The organism is Glaciecola siphonariae (genome assembly GCF_042652645.1).
Lineage (GTDB): Bacteria > Pseudomonadota > Gammaproteobacteria > Enterobacterales > Alteromonadaceae > Glaciecola > Glaciecola siphonariae.
This window is the reverse complement of sequence record NZ_JBHSGU010000002.1, coordinates 367686-392005: the sequence shown is the minus strand read 5'-3', so window position 1 is coordinate 392005 and position 24320 is coordinate 367686. Positions and strand designations below refer to the sequence as shown.

At 45.4% G+C, this 24320-nt stretch carries 16 protein-coding genes; 7 read left to right on the top strand and 9 right to left on the bottom strand.

Annotation, left to right across the window (positions count from 1 at the left end; translation table 11 throughout):
• Positions 1-27: 27 nt before the first annotated feature.
• Complete coding sequence (locus ACFO4O_RS03170) at positions 28-417, top strand: hypothetical protein (protein WP_382405898.1); 390 nt, start codon at positions 28-30, stop codon at positions 415-417.
• 155 nt (positions 418-572) lie between these two features.
• Here the strand turns inward: ACFO4O_RS03170 and sohB are convergent, their stop codons facing one another.
• From sohB to ACFO4O_RS03155, 3 genes are all read right to left on the bottom strand, one after another.
• Positions 573-1589 carry a protease SohB gene (gene sohB / locus ACFO4O_RS03165; RefSeq protein WP_382405896.1) on the bottom strand — a complete coding sequence of 339 codons (1017 nt, stop codon included), beginning with the start codon at positions 1587-1589 and terminating at the stop codon, positions 573-575.
• 103 nt (positions 1590-1692) lie between these two features.
• Positions 1693-4248: an acylase gene (locus ACFO4O_RS03160; protein WP_382405895.1), complete on the bottom strand. Its 2556-nt coding sequence runs from the start codon at positions 4246-4248 to the stop codon at positions 1693-1695.
• A gap of 248 nt (positions 4249-4496) precedes the next feature.
• Positions 4497-7109, bottom strand: a complete 2613-nt coding sequence (locus tag ACFO4O_RS03155) for a VolA/Pla-1 family phospholipase (protein ID WP_382405893.1) — start codon at positions 7107-7109, stop codon at positions 4497-4499.
• A gap of 260 nt (positions 7110-7369) precedes the next feature.
• Between ACFO4O_RS03155 and ACFO4O_RS03150 the strand changes: the two genes are divergently transcribed.
• Entirely contained in the window at positions 7370-8131 is a 762-nt protein-coding gene (locus ACFO4O_RS03150) for a YciK family oxidoreductase (protein WP_382405892.1), read from the top strand.
• A 109-nt stretch (positions 8132-8240) separates the two neighbouring features.
• Here the strand turns inward: ACFO4O_RS03150 and glnS are convergent, their stop codons facing one another.
• Positions 8241-9971: a glutamine--tRNA ligase gene (gene glnS, locus ACFO4O_RS03145; RefSeq protein ID WP_382405891.1), complete on the bottom strand. Its 1731-nt coding sequence runs from the start codon at positions 9969-9971 to the stop codon at positions 8241-8243.
• 384 nt (positions 9972-10355) lie between these two features.
• Here glnS and ACFO4O_RS03140 point away from each other — a divergent pair, with 384 nt between their 5' ends.
• Positions 10356-11402 (top strand): LacI family DNA-binding transcriptional regulator, encoded by a 1047-nt coding sequence (locus tag ACFO4O_RS03140; RefSeq protein WP_382405890.1) that lies wholly within the window; start codon positions 10356-10358, stop codon positions 11400-11402.
• Between the two features lie 3 nt (positions 11403-11405).
• Here ACFO4O_RS03140 and ACFO4O_RS03135 read toward each other — a convergent pair whose 3' ends face one another.
• Positions 11406-13046 (bottom strand): NAD(P)/FAD-dependent oxidoreductase, encoded by a 1641-nt coding sequence (locus tag ACFO4O_RS03135; RefSeq protein ID WP_382405889.1) that lies wholly within the window; start codon positions 13044-13046, stop codon positions 11406-11408.
• A 216-nt stretch (positions 13047-13262) separates the two neighbouring features.
• Between ACFO4O_RS03135 and fdxA the strand changes: the two genes are divergently transcribed.
• Entirely contained in the window at positions 13263-13586 is a 324-nt protein-coding gene (gene fdxA, locus ACFO4O_RS03130; protein WP_382408208.1) for a ferredoxin FdxA, read from the top strand.
• A 42-nt stretch (positions 13587-13628) separates the two neighbouring features.
• Here the strand turns inward: fdxA and rlmE are convergent, their stop codons facing one another.
• Positions 13629-14249, bottom strand: a complete 621-nt coding sequence (rlmE, locus tag ACFO4O_RS03125) for a 23S rRNA (uridine(2552)-2'-O)-methyltransferase RlmE (protein WP_382405888.1) — start codon at positions 14247-14249, stop codon at positions 13629-13631.
• 177 nt (positions 14250-14426) lie between these two features.
• Here rlmE and ACFO4O_RS03120 point away from each other — a divergent pair, with 177 nt between their 5' ends.
• Positions 14427-15182, top strand: coding sequence for a TrmH family RNA methyltransferase (locus ACFO4O_RS03120; RefSeq protein WP_382405887.1), 756 nt, complete (start codon positions 14427-14429; stop codon positions 15180-15182).
• Between the two features lie 4 nt (positions 15183-15186).
• Here ACFO4O_RS03120 and ACFO4O_RS03115 read toward each other — a convergent pair whose 3' ends face one another.
• Positions 15187-16650, bottom strand: coding sequence for an MFS transporter (locus ACFO4O_RS03115; protein ID WP_382405886.1), 1464 nt, complete (start codon positions 16648-16650; stop codon positions 15187-15189).
• Positions 16651-16902: 252 nt separating this feature from the next.
• On the opposite strand from ACFO4O_RS03115, the gene ACFO4O_RS03110 reads away from it, so the two are divergent.
• Together ACFO4O_RS03110 and ACFO4O_RS03105 are read left to right on the top strand one after the other, a co-directional pair.
• Positions 16903-18387, top strand: coding sequence for a tryptophan halogenase family protein (locus ACFO4O_RS03110; RefSeq protein WP_382405884.1), 1485 nt, complete (start codon positions 16903-16905; stop codon positions 18385-18387).
• A 203-nt stretch (positions 18388-18590) separates the two neighbouring features.
• The gene (locus ACFO4O_RS03105) at positions 18591-19295 is read left to right on the top strand and encodes a hypothetical protein (protein WP_382405883.1); all 705 of its coding nucleotides are present in this window, start codon (positions 18591-18593) and stop codon (positions 19293-19295) included.
• 184 nt (positions 19296-19479) lie between these two features.
• Here ACFO4O_RS03105 and ACFO4O_RS03100 read toward each other — a convergent pair whose 3' ends face one another.
• Together ACFO4O_RS03100 and ACFO4O_RS03095 are read right to left on the bottom strand one after the other, a co-directional pair.
• A complete protein-coding gene (locus tag ACFO4O_RS03100) occupies positions 19480-22113 on the bottom strand; it encodes a glycoside hydrolase family 31 protein (RefSeq protein WP_382405882.1) in 2634 nt (877 codons plus the stop codon).
• Positions 22110-24074, bottom strand: coding sequence for an alpha-amylase family glycosyl hydrolase (locus tag ACFO4O_RS03095; RefSeq protein WP_382405881.1), 1965 nt, complete (start codon positions 24072-24074; stop codon positions 22110-22112). The genes ACFO4O_RS03100 and ACFO4O_RS03095 overlap by 4 nt, the downstream gene beginning before the upstream one ends.
• Between the last annotated feature and the right edge of the window lie 246 nt (positions 24075-24320).

Here is a 24320-nt window from a genome sequence, read left to right as displayed (position 1 = left end):
TAAAACAATAAAGGTTGATTTTACTCAATGAGCAAACTAGATAAAGACAGCGTTATCGAAAAATTCACCGCAGCTTATAAAGACGCGAATGGCAAAGCTCCATCTATTGAGGCAAAAGGCGGCTGGTATAGCGTAGACGGCGGTAAGAACATTCGTCTTGCGCAGCTAGACGAAATGGCTGACGAGCTTGGTAAGAGCGCTGGCAAAGCAAAAGCGGCGCCTGCTGAGAAAAAAGCAGCCAAAAAGCCTGCAGCCAAAGCGGCCGAACCTAAAGCAGCACCTGCTGCGAAAGAGAAAAAGCCAGCACCCAAAAAGGCGGCGAAAAAGCCTAAAAAAGCGCCCGGTAGTTTCTCTGTTAAAGACTTTTATACTCAACAAATTTTGGAAGCCAACCCAGGTAGCAAAGCACCTCGATAGGCTTAGGATTTCCCATCAAGGTATAGGAACTCGAAGCATAAGGCTTAGTTATAGAAGCATGCTTTTAAAAATCAAAGACAAAAAAACAGCACCCTTTGGTGCTGTTTTTATTTTTTCACTTGAATAACCTCAGCTTACAGGATTTAGGTTACGCATTACATCCAAGCGGTTTTCGCTGCTGTGAGTAATTTAGAGACGGCGCTTTCAACACCTTCTGACGCTGCGATACCCAGCTTTTGTGCAAGTGTTTTCTTCGTTGCATACTTTAAGCGATAAAGTTTATGGGTGTCATTCGCCTGTAACAGATAGTCGTCAGACGTTTGAATTGCGTCGACTAATTTCAATTCTAAGGCCTTCTGACCAAGCCAATATTCACCCGTCGCGACTTTTTCAATATCTAAGTCAGGGCGATGCTTTAAAACGAAATCTTTGAACATATCGTGCACTTCTTGAAGCTCGTGCTTAAATTTATCGCGTCCTTCGTCCGTGTTTTCACCAAACACGGTTAACGTTCGCTTAAATTCACCTGATGTATGCATTTCAAAATCAATATCGTTTTTCTTCAAGAGCTTGTTGAAGTTAGGTAGCTGGGCAACAACGCCAATTGAACCAATAATGGCGAAAGGCGCGCTTATGATTTTATCTGCAACACAGGCCATCATATAACCACCACTCGCGGCTACTTTATCAACGCTGATGGTTAAATTTAGACCCTTGTCTTTAATTCTCTGCAGTTGAGATGCAGCAAGGCCATAGCCATGCACTACACCGCCGCCACTCTCAACGTTAACTAATACCTCGTCACCCTCTTTAGCAACACACAGCACTGCTGTGATTTCTTTGCGCAGAGAATCCACTTCTTTCGCCATAGGCGAACCTTCAAAATTAATCACAAATAAATTAGGCTTTTTGTCCTTTTCGGGTTCTTTCTTTTTCTTCGCCTTCTTCTCGGCTTTTTGCTTTTCTTTTAACTCGGTCTTATCGAGCAGTACCGATTCTGCTTGACGCTTTAAATCGTCATAAACGTCTGATACGGAGTCGAATTCTAAATTACCTGGACTCTGCTTTTGGCGGCTCGCCATGGCAAGAACAAACCCCACCACTACTAAGATCGCAACCACCAATGTGAACGCCTTGGCTAAAAATAGCCCATATTCAAATAAAAACTCCAAAAACCTGCTCCTAGTTTACTCAGCTTTTTTATATATAAGGTCAAATACAAAAAGAAAAAGGACGCCAGGGTCCTTTTTCTTGCTTTTATTATCGCTTGTTCGTTTACGGATTACTAGAAATTGAAATTTCCTCCACTAATGCTTCTGCAATTTCTGCCTCAGTAAAACGTAATGGGCGCAGCGTGGGTTGCGATGAATACAATTGCGTTTGATCATCAAAGCTCTCGGCACCTACTACATTCGATTGTGAATAAGACAATAAGCCGCGACCAACTGGTCCATCTTCGGTAAAATTCACCACCATCATCCAGCTTGAGCCATAGGTAATGTGATAGCCCTTCGCCTGTGCACTCAAGCGTGTTGACGAATCAATCACAGGATATGTATGCCGGGGTAATTCGGTACCATTATTGCCCGTTCTAACATCAAACACGTTAAAGCCACCTTCAGCATTATGGGCACCGCCCCAAGCAAAACGCTCACCGCTTGGCATACCATTAACCGTGCTTTTTTCCACAAATTGTACCTCGCCTAGGCTTGCATCAAACGCAATACCCGCCTGATTAATTTTATCTACCGCTGTGGCAAGTTGTTTGAGCGTAAGATCATTAAGCGCGAGTCCTCGCGGCGTAGTGACCGGCTGCTCCACATCAAAGGGCACCAACCACTGAGGGTTGCGATTAAACTGAAATGCAAACTCTCTAAATACATGTGCACCAGTGCTATCTGCGTTCATTAGACCATCCCAAGCAGATAAGGCATCACAAGCTTGCCCTAAATTGCTCACCTGTTCTCCCGAGTCGAGCACCACAACACTCTCTCGATTTGCTTGGCATAGTTGCAATAGGTCTGGCAATACAGCATCTGCTAAAAAGCTTCGATTATTCAGCAAGGCCTCTTCTACTTCGCTTGGTGAAAATTTTCCATCGCTTCCTGCAGCGTCATTTAACAAGACGTGAGCCATACGCGAGCGTAAACTTTGCTCATTCCCCACCTTACCGTAAAGGGGATTTACGCCGGTAATTGGGTTCTCTAAGTTAGTTAACCAAAAGCTATCATTTGAGTTTTGCACATAGTCTAGCCCTTCATACTTAGGTGCGTTTTCATAAGGCACTGCACGGTCATAGTCAAATACCGATGCAAATCCAGGCAATACGGTAAAACCTGCCGCCTCTCTAATGCCTGCTAAGAGCGGATTGTTAGTGAGCTGGTCAATTGCCGTGGGCGTCAAATTCGGAACCGTAGAATCATCTATATAAAACACCTCGCCTGATTTAGATGCCGCCATAGTGTTATTAAATATCACGCCATCATAATCAACAAATGCTTGCTTAAATTCGTCCATGTCTTTTGCTAGATTCATCGCTAACCAATGGTCCACGATATCGAAGTTAGGTAAGTTCGCATCTTTAATAGCAAAGGCATTTCCGTCTGGCCCCCATTCAAAATTGCCGGGAACGTTTATCATCGGTCCATAATTTGTAAAGTAGCTGTCTTTTTCAAGCTTAATGGTTTGACCCGGAGCAACGGCTACGTCAATCGTATAGGTTTTCTTAAAAATTGTTCGTTTAGCGCCATCAACAATGTGAGTGAGACTGCTCGCATCATCATCGTCTAGCTGCAATTGATAAACCACAAAGTGTTCTGCGGTAGAAAATGTGTGGGTCCAAGCCACATTATCGTTATAGCCAATATTTACTACGCCCGGAATACCCATCAATGAGCCACCGATAACATTTAAAAATCCAGGAATGGTGGTTTGAAACTGCCAAAAACGTAGGTTCCCGGTGTGAGGAAAATGCGGGTTACCCAATACCATTCCCATGCCATTCTCTGTTCTTTGTGAGCCTAAGCCCCAGCCATTAGAGCCCATCTCTTGCGGGTTACGCTCTGGCATCTTTACAACAGGCGACATCTTTATAGGAGCAGCATTAGCCGCATTTGTGGGCTCTGCAGATGCGCTGCTCACCATACGAGGTAAGGGATTTACTCCTTGTGGCGCGGCAATAAACATTGCGCCTAAGAAATTCGCATTACCCGGCAGTAGCGCAACGCCAAGGGCATAGGTAAGTAAGTCAATTTCGTCGATTGGCCGAATCCAAGCTTGACCCGCGCATTGGGGGTCAATGTTGGCAACACCTGTATCCTCAAGATACTTATTATATCCTTGCACATAGCCTTGATACAGCGCACGCGAATTAGCGCTCAGTCTTGCAAAGCCTTGTTCGGCTTGTTCGCGAATGCCTACCGTTAAAAATCCAAAATCATTTATAAGATGCTCTGAATCACCAGAGCCAGGGACTCTGTCGGGCCCTAAATATTTTGAGCGCTCAGAGTTATATTTAACAATTTGGTCGGCCAGAATGCATAAGTTATCACGTGCAAAAGCATAGCCAACACCATATGACATGCTTTCTAGATTATCGGCTTTAACGTGCGGCACGCCAAATTCGGTCCAGCGAATATCCGCTTCAAGAACGCCATCAGGGTCAAAATTTGGCACCTGAGGAGGCACAGGCTGTGGAGGCTGAACAACAGGTGGTTGAGGGCGTTCAATATCGGAAAAATCATTCTTATCGTCGCCGCATGCCATAAGCGCCAGCGCAACGGCACAAAACGAAAGTGGCTTTATAACTGAATCAAATGTGTTTATTTTCATTATTCTACCTTTAAGTTCATTACTATAGAGCGTTAGACTTAAGCATAGAATATTAAAACGATTAATTACATAGAATTAACTATTTATTAAACTTATATTTACATAATAAAAGCAGTGAAAATTTTTTAATGGGAATATCGTAAAAAGGTTTGTGTGCTGCAAACAAAAAAGCCCGCGGTATGAGAGTGAAGATGCCTTGTTTCACTCAATACCGCGGGCTCTGTTATTTGCTATGCAAGCTTTCTAGCTTAGTTAGCCGTAATGCCTGGATTTGTTACTTGGATTACGCGGCCACCCGAACCTAAATAGGTTGCAATTTGCGTTTGCATTTCAGCGGTAACCGCAGCGTTGGGAGCCGGGTTAATACTGCTGGCGTGCGCGCCCGCGGTGTATTTAACGATACCGCTAAGTGGGTCAGCAGACGACACCGTAGATGAAATCATCTCCAAATCCATCAAGGTTGCCAGTGGAAGTTGTCCAGACAACGGGACCGAGGTAGATACAGGAATGACTTGGTCAGGTAAGTTGTCGCCACCATCGCCAATGACTGTCAGCATATGAACGTTGGTATTCTGCCCCAAGGTTTCATAAAAATTAATTGGGTCTGACTGGTCGCTTACCGTTTGAGCAGCAAAGGCAAATTGTGCAAACACTGCATTTACCGCAGCCGCTTGTTCTGCATTAAGCGCACCTAAAAACGCATTGGTGCCCTGTACTAACTGTCCTTCATCCACATCAAGCGTGCCGAATGTCGCTATCAAAAAGTTTTGGAAATCTTCTGATGCAGACGACAATAAGAACCCTTTAATAAGCGGACCGAATGCGGCAGATTCCAGTAGGAATTGCGCCAAACCGCCGCCCGGAGACTCTAAAGAGACCGCTCTAACGTTAAACAGACCGCTCAAAGGTGCAAGCTGTCCATCAAATGGGGTATTTGCAAGAGATGCAAAGTTGCCCCCGGTGATTGCGCCTAAAGATACACCCATTAATGAAACATTGGTGCCGTTAATGCTCACCGAACTGTCGCCCGTTGCATTTACAAACGCATTTAGTCCTAAACGCACCCCTAATAAATCAGATACCGCTTGACGCGAGTTATCGCGCGCCGTTGGCAAGCTACCAAGGTTTAGAAATGCAGTTGCGCTGACGGTGGTTGCGTTAATTTCGTCACCTGGGTTAGTTGGGTCAACATCGAAACCACGGGTACCATGAAGCGGCTGATCAATTGCTACTGTCGCAAAGCCAGCTAACGACAAGGCACCAGAGATTGACAGCATGTCTTCTTTTTTGGAGGTGATGCCGTGTACCAACATCACTACCGGCCAACCGCCCTCGGGCATGCTGATGTTAAAACCAAGGCCTGCTGCTACCGCTGGGTTAGGTACTGTTACCTGCACTTGAAGCGTTTCACGACCCATATTGCCGCCTTTCATCTGCGGAATAGGATTGAATTTAGTCAGGTTTCTATCGCGGTCCACTTTTTGTCCGTTGATACGCAAATCGCGTAAACCTAATGCAGAGCAAAAAGCATCATTCGGGCCTGGTGTCGCATTCGCTAAAGCGGCGCCTGCGCCAGCAAGTACAATACCTGAATCGCAGGCAGCTTCCCAAAATTCGTTAGCTGGAGCTGCAGGGTTTTCTGCGCGAGGAATCGCTGAGTAATAAGGTAGGGAAATACTGCCTTGGTACAAGTTAGCAGCGCATAATGGACCTGCGCCTTGACCGAGAATACCAGCGCCAATTTGCGCAATTACGCCGTTTGCTTCGGCATCGAAGGGTGCAAAACTTTGTCCTGTTGCTGGACCAAATTGACCGCCAGCGGCAGCTAAAAGACCATTACATGAGGTCAGTGCTGAAAAGTCTTTATCTTCAAACAATGGTGCCAGTGGCGCAGCAGCAGGATTTTGTAAGGCTAGCGCAACCGCGCCGTTAACTGCTTCTTGCGAGACCACACCAAGCGCTTCCATCACATTGCCTGCTGGCGTATTAACAACAATTGCAGGTAGGGCCTGTCCAGCAGTTGGGTCTCCGGCAGCGCTGCGCTGAGCAAACTCGCTTACGTAGAGCTGTTTAATAGTCGACATCACTGGCGTGATAGACTGTGTGGTAAACGCAGACACGTAAGTCAGTTCATCGCGAGTAAAACCAACCGGCTCCAATGCGTTTATGTGTGTATTAATCAGGCCTTGTAAAGAAAGCTGCGATTCAGTTGCCAATGGATTTGTGTTGATGTCTTGTCTTACCAAATCCCAAGTTGTAGAACCTTGAATAGACTTACCCGTTGTGTCTCGTAGCGCTGTTGTCATAACCAGCACGTAGCCTTGCGCTTCTTTAAGTGGACGCAGCGGAATCACGCTCACAGTGTCGCTGTCGAGCAACTGTAGAGTATAATCTACACCAAAGCTTAGCTCATCGCCTACCTTACAGCCTGCGCTAGGAATGCTAATCGCGGCACAATCAGGGTCGCTCTGATCCAAGCCAAGCGTTGCCTCAAAAATTCGAATGCCGCTGGAAAGCGTATCGCGCGCAATCGACACGCCACTTGGCGTTTGTACGTCAATAGTAAAAGGGGTATTTGTTGACCAACCATCTAGCACATTGAGTGCATTTTGTGGGTCACTGAAATCGCTCGGATCAGCAACCGGAATGTTTAAGGTGTAATCAAAGAAACCGTCATCGCCTGGTAGCATCAATAGGTCGTTAGGGATGTTTAAATCACCGTTTGCTGGATCAAACACGATTCGAGAAACAGGTGTTTGTACCTGAGTTTCTTCGCGTATGTCTGAAATGGTTTCATCACCACCACAGCCGGCAAGCCCCAATGCTGCTATGATACTTGTGCTTACTAACAGTTTTTTCATTCTTTCTCCCTACTCAATATGTAGATGCGTATATATGTTGAGTGACTAATTATTATCGATCATCGCCAGTTAGCGCCGTGATAACTAGTATGACCAGTTTCATTCCGCCTATAGTATTGACTTTACGTTGACTTTGCAAAGTGTTTGTAAACGTAATGTAATAAAAAAACTGAATATGCCAATAAGTATTAGCGGATACTTTAGGTAATTCAAATTCTGCGCTAATATTCGCGCTCTTTTTTTACGCAAGTATAGACAATATGACCGATACACTGCCGCACTTAGCATTTGAAGCACATGAACAATGTTTAGCCAATAAAGTGATTTTAGTCACCGGCGCGGGAGACGGGATTGGGAAACAAGCAGCGTTAACTTACGCCGAGTGCGGGGCCACCGTTATTTTGCTAGGTCGTACACTAAAAAAGCTTGAACAAACCTTTGATGAAATAGTCGCTCAGGGTAGCGCTGAGCCAAGCATTGTCCCCCTCGACCATGAAGGAGCAAGTGCGGCGCATTATCAGGGTTTAATCGACACTATCGCCGGCGAGTATGGCAAGCTAGACGGCATTTTGCTGAACGCAAGTGTGTTAGGGGCCCTTTGCCCCTTCTCTGAAATCAAAGAGAAAGAGTTTGATCAGGTCATGCAAATCAATGTGAAGGCGCAATATTTATTAGTGCAAGCGGCGCTGCCATTAATAAAGCAAAATGACACTGCCTCAGTGGTGTTTACCACCTCTAGCGTCGGGCGCCAAGGGCGCGCGTTTTGGGGCACTTATAGCATGAGTAAATTTGCCACAGAAGGCATGATGCAAATATTGGCCGACGAACATAAAAAGAAAAACATACGTTTTAACTGCATTAACCCAGGTGCCACCCGCACTGACATGCGCGCCAAAGCCTATCCAGGTGAAGACCCGAAAACGCTTAAAACACCAAAACAAATCATGCCGAGCTACGTCTACTTGATGTCTGACGTATCTCGCGGCGTGAATGGTCAAAGCTTAGATTGCCAGCCAAAATAGTCAAAAAATAGTAAATAGCAACGCAATAAAAAGCCCGTGTACGCGTGTTACGACGTTAAACGGGCTTTTTATGGGCTGGAAAAGTCAGCGTATTGCCGGGTACTAAATCTTACTCTCCCATTTTCGCCCATGTATCCCTAAGCTCTACCGTGCGGTTAAACACGAGTTTGCTTTGCGTGCTGTGACTGTCAATACAGAAGTATCCTGTGCGTTCAAACTGAAATCGCTTGGTATCGCTTGCATCGCTTATCAAAGCATCACTCGCAGCATTGTCGTCTGCATTGTCGTCTGCGTTATGCAAGGCACTTTGTGCTAGCGACGGCTCAACAAAGCCATGCTTAATAACTAAAGACTGAGGATTAATCGTGCTTGCAAAATCCTCTTGAGCCGCTGGGTTTGCGTGAGTAAATAAGCGGTCGTACAAGTTAAATTGAGCCGCTCTGCCCTCGGCAGCACTCACCCAATGAATAACGCCTTTCGCTTTGCGTCCGTCCACTGGGTCTTTGCCAAGTGTATCGGGATCATAGGTACAATAGATTGTCGTTACTTTCCCATCGGCGTCTTTTTCAACGCGCTGTGCTTTTAAAAAGTATGCATTTCGTAAACGCACCTCTTTATCAATCACTAAGCGCTTAAACTTTTTGTTTGCTTGTTCTCTGAAATCTTCTTTTTCTATCCAAAGCTCTTTGCTAAACGGCACTTTACGTGAACCCATGGAGTCATCGCTAGGATGATTAGGTGCATCCAGCCACTCTATTTGTTCCTCTGGATAATTCTCGATAACGACTTTAACAGGGTCTAGTACTGCCATACGGCGAGGCGCACTTGCGTTCAGCTCATCTCGTATACACGCCTCGAGCATGCCCATCTCAACCATATTGTCCATTTTTGTCACGCCAATACGCTGACAAAACTCGCGGATTGAGGCGGGTGTGTACCCTCTGCGGCGAATCCCGGCGATCGTGGGCATTCGCGGGTCGTCCCATCCACTTACGTGTTTATCATCTACCAGTTGAATCAGTTTACGTTTACTCAACACGGTATATTCAAGATTTAAACGACTAAATTCATATTGACGAGGAGTGCAGTCAATACTAATGTTTTCAATCACCCAATCGTATAAACGACGATTATCTTGAAACTCGAGCGTGCAAAGAGAATGTGTAATCCCCTCAATCGCATCAGAGATGCAGTGGGTAAAATCATACATCGGATAAATGCACCATTTATCTGAGGTTTGATGGTGATGCGCAAACTTCACCCTATAAATCACAGGGTCGCGCATGCACATAAACGACGAGCTCATATCAATTTTAGCGCGCAGACTGCAGGTTCCTTCTTTGTACTCCCCTGCTTTCATTTTTTCAAAATGCTTGAGGTTTTCTTGCACGCTCGTGTCTCTGTACGGGCTGTTTTTGCCAGGTTCTTTTAAGGTACCTCGCATTTCACGCACTTCGTCAGGCGAGCTAAAGTCGACATAGGCCAGACCTTTCTCAATAAGCTCTACTGCAAAGCCATAAAGTTGGTCAAAATAATCTGATGAATAGCGCTCTTTTCCCTGCCATGTAAAACCCAGCCAATGCACATCATTTTTTATCGAATTCACAAAATCGATATTTTCTTTTTCAGGATTGGTATCGTCAAAGCGCAAGTTGCAGCTACCTTGGTAGTCTTGTGCAATGCCAAAATTCAAGCAAATAGCCTTAGCATGTCCCATATGTAAATAGCCATTGGGCTCAGGCGGGAATCGGGTTGACACAGTGCTATGCAAGCCAGAGGCAAGGTCTTTATCAATTATTTGACGAATAAAGTTGGTCGGACGTGGCGGAGTCTCGGCCATATCATTTCTTTCCTTTTATGTTACTACTGAAAATGCAGTTTAATGAAAGCTAGTTTAGTGCAGGCAAGTATAACATCGCCAAAGGAATTTCATCACGCGTTTTATTTGATAATGCCATTGACCAATATGCCCTAACGATATGCCCTAACAAAATGATGCAGATTGAATTAGCATCAAATCACAATGAATATTTACAAACCAAGGAATTGCCACGACAAGGGGTTGGGCAGCTGTGTATTTTTCGTGCAGTTATCTTAATAAAACGTTTTTAGAGCAATTCATACTGCGCCATGATTGTGTTAATGAGGGCTTTTGAATAATATAGTTGAACGTTTGTTTGTGCCTAGTGTATACATACATAGAGTAATGCAACCTTAGTGAATTATGAAAAGCAAAGCGACTTCATTTGATATTGCACATATGGCAGGCGTTTCGCAAAGCACGGTATCACGCGCTTTGAGCGATAGCCCTTTGGTGAATCAGGAAACCAGAGAGCGCATAAAAAAAATCGCCCAAGAGCTCAATTACAAAGTTGATAAAAACGCGAGTAATCTGCGCCGACAACATAGCCAGACCCTCGCCTTGCTTTTGTTTGAAGACCCCACCAACGATGATTCTCTCATCAACCCCTTCTTTATTAGCATGTTAGCTAGCATCACCAAAGCAACCGCAACCGCCGGTTATGATTTGCTAGTGTCATTTCAAAACATGAACGACGATTGGCATAATTTATACGAGGACACGAATAAGGCCGATGGTCTCATTTTGTTGGGTTACGGCAGCTATACCGACTATGAATACAAACTCAGTCAACTTGAAGAGCAAGGCACTCGATTTTTGCGATGGGGAGCGCCAGACAAAAAGCACCCCGGCGTTTCTATAGGCTCGGATAATGAAATTGGCGGTTACTTGATGGGCCAACATTTGGTGAGTTTAGGGCACAAGCGCTTTGCATTTTTAGGCGAAGCCAATGTGGGGGCGCCAGAATTTTTAGGAAGGCTGCGTGGACTTAAACGAGCCATGAGCGAGGCATCACTTGACACTACCGGTGTAGCTCAGGCAGACGCCATTTCAACCGAGGCTGCGGGTTTTGAGGCTGCGCAGCGTCTCATGCAGCAATACTCATCACCGAGCGATTTTCCTGACGCCATATTCTGCGCCTCAGACCTCATCGCAATGGGATGTATTCGCGCTCTACGTTCACAAGGCATGAACGTGCCTGAGGATATCGCTGTGGTGGGTTATGACAATATTCAAATAAGTCAATTTGCCACTCCTCCATTAACGACTGTCCTGCAAGACACTTTATTAGCCGGTGAGCTCTTAGTCAGTAACCTACTTAAACTGATACGAAACGAAACCGTTGAAGATATGCTGATGAAGCCGCAGTTAGTTGTGCGCGAATCCTGTGGGTGTAAACTAAAGCCTTAAGGGCTATACACCAGCATTCTTTGCTTCTTGCGATTGCTCATAAGCCAATGCCAAGGCTTCGGCCACACGAATACCGTCTATTCCTGCTGACCATATACCGCCCGCATAGCCCGCGCCTTCACCGGCAGGATACAAACCCTCAACGTTTACGCTCTGATAGTCGCCGCTGCGTTTTATACAAATAGGCGACGACGTGCGTGTTTCAACTCCGGTTAACAGGCCATCTGATTTAGCAAAGCCTTTTATTTGGCGATTAAACGCTGGGATTGCCTCGCGAATTGCCTCGCTCACAAAATCTGGCACTACTTTACTTAAGTCAGTTAACGTGACACCGGGCGTATAAGAGGGGTTGACCTCACCGAGTGCTTCACTGGATTTGCCGGCTAAAAAGTCGCCAATCAATTGCGCGGGCGCGTGATAATTTTCACCGCCCGCCGAAAATGCCATTTCTTCTAAGCTACGCTGAAGGTCTATACCCGCCAGAGGGTGCCCGGGATAATCTTTTTCTGGTGTGATACCGACAACAATGGCACTGTTTGCGTTTCGCTCATGACGCGAATATTGGCTCATGCCGTTGGTCACTACTCGACCAGGTTCAGATGCCGCGGCAACTACGGTTCCGCCCGGACACATGCAAAAGCTGTAAACCGTGCGTCCGCTTTTACAATGATGCACCAGCTTGTAGTCTGCTGCACCAAGGATAGGATTACCCGCATTTTCACCAAAACGGCATTGGTCAATCATGCTTTGTTCGTGTTCGATGCGAAAGCCCACTGAAAAAGGTTTTGCTTCGATGTATACGCCTTGCTCATATAACGACGCAAAGGTATCTCTCGCGCTGTGTCCTACCGCTAATATAACTTGTTTGGCCTCAAGATATTTATCATCTGAGAGATGCAGTCCTTTTAATGCAAACCCCTTTCCTTTTGCCACTAAGTCGAGCTTTTCTACGCGGGTACTGAAGCGGATTTCGCCGCCTAAACTAATAATTTGCTCACGCATCTTTTCAACCATATTTACCAACTTAAAGGTACCAATATGGGGTTTGCTCACGTACATGATTTCATCTGGAGCGCCGGCAGCAACAAATTCGTGCAGCACTTTTCTGCCGTAGTGTTTGCGATCTTTAACTTGGCTATAGAGTTTACCGTCAGAAAATGTGCCAGCCCCACCCTCACCAAACTGCACATTTGACTCGGGATTTAAGGGCTGCTTACGCCAAAAACCAAAGGTGTCTTTGGTGCGTTCTCGCACCGCCTTACCTCGCTCTAATACAATGGGCTTAAATCCCATCTGGGCCAAGATGAGAGCCGCAAATAAACCACATGGTCCTAAACCTACAACAACGGGACGATGCTGCAAATTTTTAGGGGCTTGGGTTACAAACTTATAAGTCATATCTGGGGTGAGTCGAACATGCGGATCCCCCGCGAACTTCTCTAGCAGTTGGTCTTGATTGCTAAGTTCAACATCAAGGGTATAGATGAGCTGAATGTCTCTGTTGTTGCGCGCGTCATAGCCACGTTTGAACATTGAAAAAGCAATCAGCTGCTCTTTTGCAATCGCTAACTTACCTAAAATTGCGAGCTCTAGCGCTTGCTCATTATGATTTAACGGAAGTTTTATATCAGTTAGCCGCAGCATTGCTTGTTAATCTCTTTGAAGTTGCGCCAGTTTGCCTAAGCAAGCATAGCCAGTATGAGGGTTACTTCCCTTTGAGTATAAGCGCATTTTAAATGACTTAGCCTGTCATAGATAGCCACATTAAACATCAATTACCATTACACGCGCACACAGCGCTTGAGTTTTGGTTTGGCTTGATTACACTTAGCGCAACTTAACGCTTGGACAGCCATGCTAATGACCTTTGTGGTAACCGATAATTGTATTAAATGTAAGTATACCGACTGCGTTGCTGTATGTCCTGTGGATGCATTTTTTGAAGGACCTAATTTTTTAGCAATTGATCCTAATATCTGTATTGACTGTGCATTGTGCGTACCTGAATGCCCCGCTGACGCAATTTATCAAGATACCGAGCTGCCATCAGAGCAACGTGAATATTTGGCGCTCAATGCAAAGCTTTGCGAAAGCTGGCCTAATATCAGAGAAGTTAAAGCGCCGCCGCAAGACGCTGATGAGTGGAACGGCGTAGCTAACAAGCTCGAACTGCTTGAGCGCTAAGAACGCTAAACAATCTGAGTACATCAACATTCTGCTTAACGTTTACCCTTTAAATCCTTTGCCAACCACGTATACCTCTCGTGAGCGCGGTCGTGAGGCGGCGGGCTTACGCACAAGGACTTTGGCAAAGGAGGACCGCATGTCTTTGACATACTCCTCATATCCAACGCCCTGAAACACTTTGGCGCAAAAATTCCCTCCTGGTTTAAGGACATTGCGCGCCATATCAAGCGCTAACTCAACCAAATGAATAGACGCGTATTGATCGGTGGTATTCACTCCACTCAAATTAGGCGCCATATCAGAAATGACGGTGTCAACCTGCTGTGAATCTAAGCTTTGCAGTAACTGCTCGTAAACTTCATCGCTGGTAAAATCGCCTTGGATAAACGTGACACCAACAATGCTGTCCATATGCAGAATATCCGAAGCGATAACTCTACCTCGCTCCCCTACGATACGCGCAACAATTTGCGACCAACCGCCGGGGGCAGAGCCTAAATCCATAACGGTATCGCCACTGCGTATAAGTTTATCTTTTTCATTTATTTCGATTAGTTTATAGCTTGCTCGAGAGCGGTAACCGTCAGCCTTGGCTTTTTGCACATAAGGGTCGTTTACGTGTTCTTCCATCCATTTTTTGCTGGTCTTTGAGCGAGCCATATATCTGCCGTTTAATTGAAAGTAAGTCGCGGGCGTATTGTAAAGGCAGCGTTGTTATTTGCAAACGCCTTTCATGCTAAAGCAGTGATAGCGCTTACCAAAATTAAGGACTACTAATTACGCTCAACCTTTTGCATAATACTCGCTCTAATGCGCACGAACGGACAACAAGCATTGATGAAATTAGATGATGTAAAAAAGCTCCATCAAAAAAAGTACCGAGCAAAGTTTGGCTATTATTTGGTTGAGGGCGAGCATCTGGTGCTTGAGTTAGCGAAGGCGACGCACATACGAAACGACCTTAACGATATAAGCATCTACATCAGCGAAGAGCATGAGAGTTGGGCGCATAAGCTAAATATGCGCAATACACAAGCTAATATACAGGTGCTGTCTGCAAAGCAAATGACGCAGCTCAGCGATACTAAAAGCCCGCAAGGTATCGTCGCGAGGCTTCCTTTGCCTAAACCTCAAGATTTGCACCAGCAGCCGGCTGCTCATCGCAACGTGTATTTACATGAAATTCAAGACCCAGGGAATCTCGGCACAATACTGCGGTCATTGGCCTGGTTTGGGGATTTTACGCTGTTGTTGAGTAAAAACTGCGTTGACCCATTTAACCCAAAAGTCGTTCGTGCCAGCATGGGCGCCATATTTCATGTACCAATAGAACTGGAACTTGAGCTTGAAGACTTAACGACACGCTTCAAGCGCTTTGCTTATTTGGATATGCGCGGCAGTGAGATATCTAGCAGCGACTTTGCAAAGTACGAATGCTATCTTTTTGGCAATGAAGCTCGCGGCGTACCCACACAGGCGTTGACGAATCTCAATGCCGATGCTTTTACCATAAACGGGGCTGGGGCGATTGATTCTTTGAATTTGGCAAGCGCAGTGAATATCTGCGCCTACCAGCTGTCACTTTCTAACTAACTTCTTAAGCCTCTTGGCGCTCAGTTTCCTTTACAAAGAAAACAGAGATAGCCGCACACAGCATCAGAACTCCTGCCAGCGCAATAATATTAATGGCCACGTTGTCAAACACATACTTTAAAATAAGCCCTGCCGTTAATGCGCTTAAAATCTGTGGCGCAGCAATCGTAAAATTGAATATCCCCATATAAATACCCGTTTTATCCGCGGGTAATGAGCCTGCTAGCATAGCGTAAGGCATTGCTAAAATAGCGGCCCATGCAATACCTACCCCAACCATTGGCAACAACAGATAAAGAGCACCCATTGGCACGGTAACTTGGGTAAAGAGCAAATTAACGTCTACTGGTGTTAAATCTTGGAAGAACATAAAGCTTATGTAGCTTATACCACCAAGTGCGAGGGCTGAGGCATACACCACTTTGCGGCCAATTTTGTCTGCTAACTTTGCCAAAAAGATGGAGAAAATTGCGGCAAACAATGAATACGCCGCAAAAATAATACCTACCCAGTCACCAGCAGCGCCTTTTGCAGCGACAATCTCTAGCGGGATTGCATCTAGCGAGGATAAAAATGACTGATCAAACCATTTCTTATCCACACCCCAAATATGCTGGGTAATCGCATTGGTGGTGTATACCCACATGATAAAGAGCGAAAACCACGAGAAAAACTGCGTAACCGCTAATCCGCGCATGGTAACTGGCATGTGAATGACTAAGGCGAAGAAGTTTTTTAAACGCTCTAGCACAGGTTTGCTTTCTGCGTTTTGCTTGGCTACTTGGGCAGCATCCATACCTTTGTAGGCGTAATATTGCTCAGGTGGATACTCTTTAGTACGAAACACCGTCCAAAGTACGGTGCCGAGCAACACCGTAGCGCCGATGTAGAAGGCCCACATAACACTTTGTGCCACTTCGCCCTGTTGCGCGGTATTATCGAGGCCGATGACATTGGTCAGTAAAAACGGCAGAAGTGACCCCACTACTGCACCAATGTTAATCAGCAAAGACTGTACAGAGTAACCGACATTGCGCTGACTGGCAGGCACCATGTCTGATACTAGCGCTCTAAATGGCTGAAAACATACATTGAACGAGGCATCCATTAGCGCCAACATAAGCACGCCAAAAATCATCGGGGCAACAAATGCAACGAATAAAGGCGCATTCGGCATTAAGAACATACCGATTGCTGCGGCAATAGCGCCAGCGAAAATAAACGGCGTGCGCCGGCCCATTCGATTCCATGTGCGATCAGATGCGGCGCCTACAAAAGGTTGCACAATTAAGCCCATCAACGGCGCTACAATCCAGAAAAATGAAAGTTGGTGAGGGTCAGCGCCTAAGTCAGATAAAATACGGCTCACGTTTGCGTTTTGTAAGGCAAATCCAAACTGCACACCTAAAAAGCCAAAACTTACGTTCCATACTTGCCAAAAGCTTAACTGCGGTTGTTGTTTTCCCATGAAAATTGCTCTTTATTTTTGTTGTTGTGCGATTAACTGCACCGTATTATCGTTTTAACAAGACTATGTTAATGATGCGGTAAGCCTAAGGCTCAGGCATAATTGTGAAATACTTGTAACACATTATGTTGTATTAAGTGAATGGATTGTACCTTGAGAGGCGCATAAACACTATTTGAATGCATACGTATTCAAATACAGTCAAGACTCAGCAAACAAAATCTGAAACATTAAACTATTGAGAGGTATAGCATGCAAAGGGTCGTTATATTAGGCGGCGGCACGTCAGGATGGATGGCGGCTAACCTGCTTAGGCGTCATCTCGACGCGCATCGCTTTGACATCACGCTCGTAGAAAGCCCCGATATTGGAACAATTGGCGTTGGTGAGGGTTCTACACCGCATTTAAAGGTCTTTTTTGATGAGCTAAACATTCCAGAATCGCAGTGGATGGCAGCATGTAATGCAACCTACAAAAATGGAATAAGCTTTGTTAACTGGACATCTCATCTTGAATCAAATCGCTATTTCCACCCTTTTCCCTCTTTCACCGACAGACAAACCGCGGCTGCCTTTTTAACCCACTGCCATTTAAAGTTTAAGGGCATTGATGCACCCACTAACCCTGACCAATACTTTTTATCCTCTTATCTTTCTCAGCATCATCTAAGCCCGAAAGTCGCGCCTGGCAAAACCGGAGCCCCCCTTAACTATGCTTATCATTTTGATTCGACACTACTTGGGAAATATTTGCAGAACATTGCCTGCAAAGAGGGCGTAACGCACATTAGTAATAAAGTACAAGATGTTGCCCAACATCCTGACGGCCGCATAGCTAGCTTGTTATTTGAAGACGGTGGGGTAGTAAACGGCGATTGGTTTGTTGATGCATCGGGCTTTAGAAGTCAGTTGATGCAGCAAACTTTGCAGGTGGGATTTGAATCGTTCAGCGATAACTTAATAAACGACAGCGCTATTGCACTAGCCTCTCACGATATAAGTCCCATTAGCTCTGAAACTACGGCCACTGCTTTAAATAATGGCTGGGCATGGCGTATTCCGCTTACTAATCGGGTAGGAAACGGATATGTATTTAGCCGAGCGCATTGTGATTTCACGCAGGCGGAGGCCGAACTTAGAGCCCACATAGGTGATGACGCTAGCGGTGAAGATGCTCGGCATATTCACATGAAGGTTGGACAAGTGCAGGAACATTGGCACAAAAACACGATTGCACTTGGGCTCTCTCAGGGCTTTATAGAGCCTTTGGAGGCCACTGCCCTGCATCTCGTACTTGAGACCTTGATTAGCTTTATTGCAAACTTCAAGCAAGGTGAATGTGTAGACGCCGACAGAAAGGCCTTTAATCAACATATGTCGAGACGCTATCAAGGCATACGCGACTATATAGTATGCCATTACAAAATAAATACTCGCAGCGACACCCCCTACTGGCAAGAAGTAAAGCGCTCTGTGCCAATATCGGATAACTTGCGCGCTGTGATTGATGCATGGGATGCCGGTCAGGACATAACGCCGACTTTACAGGCGCAGGAAATGGATAAATACTATCCGGCCGTTTCTTGGTATTGCTTATTGGCAGGCTATGGCAGATTTAATAAGCAAACGCGCGCTCCTAGTGCGCAAGCAAAGCATACACTGAAGCAGGTTCAAGCTTACATCGCTCAAAGCAGCGCACAGTTTATGAGCCACGCTACGGCCCTTACGCATGCTTAAAAAAGACCTAAAAAACAAATGAATACGCTCGCTTTCTAGCGGCCTGTTGTTTGAGGTGTATTACTTGCTCTTTGCTTGCTTGTTTTAGCTTGCTGCTTGATAAGGCTTCTTTTTTACCACGCCTTGGCTCAGTTTTTCCCGCTTTGGCTTACTCCTTGCAACTCTTTGACCACACGCAAATTTTACGCTTATTGGTCAATAAAATGACGTCACACACCTCCCCTGTCTTAACTTTGTGTATATCACTGATGCTAGTCTTATTTTGCAGTCCATCTAAAGCAGACGATACCCGCTTGCATATTGAGTCTGGCATATTGCTTAGTTATACCAGCATAGAGAAAACCCAATTGAGTGGCGCATCGCAAGAGCAGCTTTTTATTTATAGCGATCAGTTTTCATCTCACGATCACGATAGCTCAGAGGACTTTGTTAGCGGCGTATATTTTAGCGCAGGCAGGCATTGGCATGAATGGCTGCTGCAAGGATATTACGAGTATCGATATCGCTTTGATATAAACGGTCATCTCGGTGACACAATAAGAGTGGCTCATTTACGCACAAATATTAATACTCAGCGACTTATGCTATCGATTGGACGCTCGTTGTATCAGGCCGACAAATGGCAATGGGGGGTTTCACTAGCAGCAGGCATTTCACTACATGACATTGACCTGCGCACCTTTGACAGAAATGAAGACTACACGCTTAACTATAGCGATAGAAGTTTCACATGGCATATTAAAACCGACATTCAATATCATTGGTCAGACACGTTTACGTGGAGTCTGGCGCTACAGCGAGCCGATTTAGGAAAATTAACCTTTGGCCCGCAGTTTGATGGCATAGCACTTGATATCAATAAATACACTGGTATCGACTTGACGCTTGGTCTTGTTTATCAATTCTAAGCGCTTGGCTTGTACTTAGGGCTTGTACTTGGGATTAGCACTTGGGGTTTACCCATAGTATTTATCAGCAGAGTATGGCCTTGGCACACAACGCAGCGTTTAGCCCAGCGACTAAGGCTGCGAATATCATCACAAATAACTCGGCCCATAAAACCGTGGGCACAGCTTTACCTCAAGCCTAAAACTACAAGCCTATATCTACGCTAAGTGACGAATTCACTTCACTTGATATTAATAGGGTTTGGCTGGCTTGATCCCACACCGCACCGTCACGCTTTGCGAGCATCGCTTCATCAACACCATCGCTATCGTTAATCAATAGAGCATTTATGTCTGTGTTTTTGTCAGTGGCTTTGGCTTTTTGGGTAAACTCATGGTCGAGCGCGTTTACATTTACCGTGCTCGGCTTAACATCTAAACCGTAAATCTTAAACATCACTCTGCGCGCATCCGGTGCCCCGGTGTAGGCACCATTCACCGTCATTTTTAATGAAAGCAGATCATCTGAACGCTCACTGCTAAACTCAATGCGCTGATATTCACCTTTACTCAAACTTTCTGGGTTTTCGCCATCGTCTTCATACATGGTGTACTTACTCTGGCGCACCGACGCATCTGTATAATGGCGTACGTGCAAGCGCTCAGTTGAGTAGTTCTGCGTATTTTGCATGGCATCTACCATAGGCACAAAAGCACCTGCTTTTACAAGCACCGGCAGTTCATCAATCGGCGCGGGCACGGTTACGGTTTTACCACCTGTGTAACTGCGTGGACGAGATTGCTCGTGCGAACCAAAAAAGTTAAACCATACGCCTTTTGGTAGCGCAATTGATTGCTCACGCACATCTTTAGACACTACTGGAGACACCAATAAAGCATCACCCCACATATAAGCGTCTGTACGAGAAATATCCGCATCTGGAAATGATAAAAAAAGCGGACGCATCATAGGTAAACCGCTAAGACTATTTTCCATCGATAAAGAATAATTATACGGCAAAAGCTGGTAACGAAGTTTTACGAACGGACGCACTAAGTCTTGTGTGGTTTGGTCGTGAAAAACCGGCTCAGGGGCAATATTGTCTTGTGCATGAGGTCGGTACACAGGTTGAAATACGCCGTACTGCATCCAGCGCGTGTAAAGCTCTGCATCAAAGCTTTCACCGCCGGCAAAACCGCCTAAATCTGAGTGTGTGTAAGCCAAACCAAATAGACTCATCTGCAACGACAGCTCAACTTGCGGCTTCAAGCCATTCCATGAGCGTTCCACGTCTCCGGTCCAGGGGATCATGCCGTAACGCTGAGAGCCTAAAAATCCCGACCGCATCATTATGAACGGACGCTCGTTTGGTCTTGCTCGCTGCTGGCGCTCAAACACCATTTGCGCCCACTTATGTCCGTAAACATTGTGAATTTCATCACCGGTTACCCAGTCGCCATCAAAGTGATGAAGGCTGTCGCCTGGGTGCACCTCAGGTTCTCCTAGGTCGCCCCACCACCCGGCAACACCTTGCTCATTTAAGGCCTGATAGTACTGCCAAAACCAATCTTGCGCGTTTGTATCAAATACATCTACTAAGCCTGTGTTGCCAAAATAAAAATCAAAACGTCTGGGCTTGCCGGCTAGGTTTTTTGCAAGCGCCTTATTGTCTACTGCACTTTGCCATTGAGAGGAGGTAGATAAAATAAAAGGTTCGGTGATCATAATCGTCTTCACCCCCTTCTCTTTTAATTCAGCAATCATTTTTTCAGGCTCGGGAAAGGATGGTTTGTGCCAATTTAAATTACCCATATGGCCTTTAATGTCGGGGCCAAACCAATAAAGATCGAGCACCACTGCATCAACAGGAAAGTCTTGGTCAATAAATGCGTTTATCGTATCGAGGGTCTGCTGCTGAGTTTTATATCCAAATCGAGATGCATAGTTACCTAATGCCCATCGCGGCACCATTGGCTGCTTTCCTGTGACTTGCACAAAATTCCTAACGAGATCTGCAGGATTTTCACCGCTAGTGAAAATATAAGACGTGCGTCCAGCATCAGCCTCAAACTGCAACACCTTGTTCTCAGTATGTCCAATATCTAAAAAACCATTGGCGCTGTTATCAAAGGCAATAATGTAGTTTTTGCTCGACATAATGGCCGGAAGGCTATAATACATTTGATTCGATTGCGTGCTATACCCATAGTGCGCTTTGTTATACAGGGGCAATCTGTGACCTCTGCGGTCCATGCCTAAAACTCGCTGGCCTCCACCTAGAATTTGTTCAGTGTCATCTAGCGCAAATCGAAACCCTCTTACAGTATCAAAGACAAATAATCCGGCCTCTTCTTCTGTGAGCACGGTATCGCCTTTTTTAAACCTCAGTTTAAAGGGATTTGCCTGAATAAAAACATCCAGCGATTTAAGTGAAAATACATAATCATCGCCTTGCCTGCTCAACGAAGCTTGTACATCTGAACCAGAGCGAATGCCATCTGCTAACGCAAACGAGGGCAACTGTTTGAGCCCGTCTGGTTGATAAAACACTTCAACACTTTGCTCACCTAAGGCGCTAATGCTAACACTTGCACCGTCAACTTCTAAATTAAGAACGTTACCTGACAGTTTCGCTGAATGTAGCCTTGTAGCGTTAAAGGCGGGTTCACCTGCTTGAGTAAGTGTTTGAGCACCGCCTTCGCTAATTGCTGTACTCGCATTAACAAAAGCAGCAAATAAAAGACCAATACTGACAATGATTGCTGCGAGTGTTCGTGCAATTATTTTTGCCGATAAAGCAGGTCGCTTTGTAAGAGTGAAAACTGATAGATGACTCATCGGGTAGCCTCAAAACTTAGCTCATACACTTTCGATTCTAAGGGTGCTAAATTAACATCTATGGCAGCTGCGCTGCGCTTTCTATCAACCTGTAAATAATTTTCTTCGTCGCTGATGAGGTCGTTAACCACATACTGGCCCTCATCCAGCCCCCACTGCACAATCAAGTCAATTGGCAATTGCACAGGTGTGCTGACACTTTGCTTACTAAAATTGCTCACAATTAGTAGCGCGCCAGTGTTGTCGTGGCGCACAAAAGCAAACTGTTGCTGTGAGTAGGATGTTTGCGCATTTATATTCAAAGCATGAATATTGTCGTATGCACCCCGCATCAGACGATGATAGGCAGAAATGTTAAGAACATCGATATAGTACTGGCGCAGCTCCTTTTCTTTATCACTTAACAAGGCACCGTCAAACTTACCCTCGTTCATCCAACGTTGATGAGCTGGCACGCCAGCATAATCGAAAATTGTGGTTCTGCTAGGGTCTCCAAATCCGGTTTCTTCACTTCCGTCCTCTCCCACCTCTTGACCAAAGTATATCATCGTAGGCGAGCGACTTATTAATGCTGACACTACTAACGCAGGCTTACCTTTTTCTGCACTTCCCGCAAACTCTGGGCTGGCGATGCGCTGTTCATCATGATTTTCTAAAAAGTGAAGCATATGCGCTTCAATATCACTCATGCTTGCTTGAATATCAGCTATTGCTGACATGCCAGCACTACCTTGCATAACCGGTTTGAGGGCATCGTAAAACTCAACCTTGTCGTATAAGTAGTCCATCTTGCCTAATTCAATATAATCTCGATATAGATGTGGCTGATAGACCTCCGCTAACAACAGCGCATCGGGGCGCTTGGTCTTAATCGACGAATTCAAAAACGACCAAAACTCTACCGGCACCATTTCAGCCATATCAAAGCGAAAACCATCTACTCCTTTATCTAGCCAATAGTGCACAATACTCTCAAATTTATACCATGAATCAGGCAAGGATTTGTCTGCCCAAAACGCGTGATGCGCCTGGTAATCTAGCACTCTGAATTCATCCGGCAAACGTTCAAAATCATACGTCCCATCGGGTTTGACCCCGTAGTTCACCTTTACAGTCTCATACCAGTCATTAATATCAGGCTGTGGCTCTCGCGAGCCGTTTCCGGTCCATTTGGCCGGCACTTCTTCAAATTTTCCGTCGGCAAGTGGATGTGAATCACCGCCTAGCACCTGATAGCTATCTGATTGCGGCACAGCAAACGATTGATTGGGGATGTAATAAAAATTATTGTCCCGTGCATATTCAACCGAGCTATCATCATTTGCACCAAAGTTATCTTCACCTGATGGTTTGCTCAATGAGTCATAATCTCGCGCCACATGATTTGGCACGATGTCTATAATCACCTTCATGCCGTTTTCATGAGTACGCGCAATCAGTCCTTCAAACTCTTGTAAGCGTTGCTCAACGTCGTTCGCGAGATCCGGGTTTACGTTGTAATAGTCTTTAACCGCGTAAGGCGAACCCGCTCGCCCTTTAACTACGTCAGGGTCATCTAAGCTGATGCCATAGTCGGTATAATCGTTTATAACAGCGTGATGAGGAACGCCGGTATACCAAATATAAGAGGTGCCAAGTTCGCGAATACCCTGAAGCGCCTCGTCAGTAAAGTCATCAAACTTACCCACCCCATTTTCTTCGATTGTGCCCCATGGTTTATTTGTTGTGTTGGTGTTGCCAAACAAACGAGTAAACACCTGATAAATGACCGGCTTACCCTGCCCAAGTGTATGGTGCCCAAGCGCGTTTTTAGTCTGTGTTTGGACTGCCATCGGCGCTGCCTCCTGCTCATTACCGTCTTCGCTTAGTGATGACTTGTCGCTACATGCACTTATGAACGCCGCTAGGCTTAGCGCGATTAATGACAACTTTAAAGATGATTTAAATGTGTGTTTGACCATAACAGTATGCATAAACCCCAAACAATCAGAAACTTTGGATAAGGATAACCGTTAACAGCTTGTTAAAACAGATGCATACGTATTCAGGTGTTATTCGGCAGGTGTAAAGTTTGACGAAATTGGGGGCAAATATGCCTTACATACATCTCATTGATAAAGCAGTAGACACAAAAAAGGAGCCGAAGCTCCTAATTTGTGCGAGTTACATTCTTATATTTTCAGTCGTGTTGGCGCATATTATTGTTT

Coding starts and splice junctions, on each gene's coding strand:
- ACFO4O_RS03170 (WP_382405898.1), top strand. CDS start 28: ATGAGCAAACTAGATAAAGACAGCGTTATCGAAAAATTCACCGCAGCT.
- ACFO4O_RS03160 (WP_382405895.1), bottom strand. CDS start 4,248: ATGAAAATAAACACATTTGATTCAGTTATAAAGCCACTTTCGTTTTGT.
- ACFO4O_RS03155 (WP_382405893.1), bottom strand. CDS start 7,109: ATGAAAAAACTGTTAGTAAGCACAAGTATCATAGCAGCATTGGGGCTT.
- ACFO4O_RS03150 (WP_382405892.1), top strand. CDS start 7,370: ATGACCGATACACTGCCGCACTTAGCATTTGAAGCACATGAACAATGT.
- glnS (WP_382405891.1), bottom strand. CDS start 9,971: ATGGCCGAGACTCCGCCACGTCCGACCAACTTTATTCGTCAAATAATT.
- ACFO4O_RS03140 (WP_382405890.1), top strand. CDS start 10,356: ATGAAAAGCAAAGCGACTTCATTTGATATTGCACATATGGCAGGCGTT.
- ACFO4O_RS03135 (WP_382405889.1), bottom strand. CDS start 13,046: ATGCTGCGGCTAACTGATATAAAACTTCCGTTAAATCATAATGAGCAA.
- fdxA (WP_382408208.1), top strand. CDS start 13,263: ATGACCTTTGTGGTAACCGATAATTGTATTAAATGTAAGTATACCGAC.
- rlmE (WP_382405888.1), bottom strand. CDS start 14,249: ATGGCTCGCTCAAAGACCAGCAAAAAATGGATGGAAGAACACGTAAAC.
- ACFO4O_RS03120 (WP_382405887.1), top strand. CDS start 14,427: ATGAAATTAGATGATGTAAAAAAGCTCCATCAAAAAAAGTACCGAGCA.
- ACFO4O_RS03115 (WP_382405886.1), bottom strand. CDS start 16,650: ATGGGAAAACAACAACCGCAGTTAAGCTTTTGGCAAGTATGGAACGTA.
- ACFO4O_RS03110 (WP_382405884.1), top strand. CDS start 16,903: ATGCAAAGGGTCGTTATATTAGGCGGCGGCACGTCAGGATGGATGGCG.
- ACFO4O_RS03105 (WP_382405883.1), top strand. CDS start 18,591: ATGACGTCACACACCTCCCCTGTCTTAACTTTGTGTATATCACTGATG.
- ACFO4O_RS03100 (WP_382405882.1), bottom strand. CDS start 22,113: ATGAGTCATCTATCAGTTTTCACTCTTACAAAGCGACCTGCTTTATCG.
- ACFO4O_RS03095 (WP_382405881.1), bottom strand. CDS start 24,074: ATGGTCAAACACACATTTAAATCATCTTTAAAGTTGTCATTAATCGCG.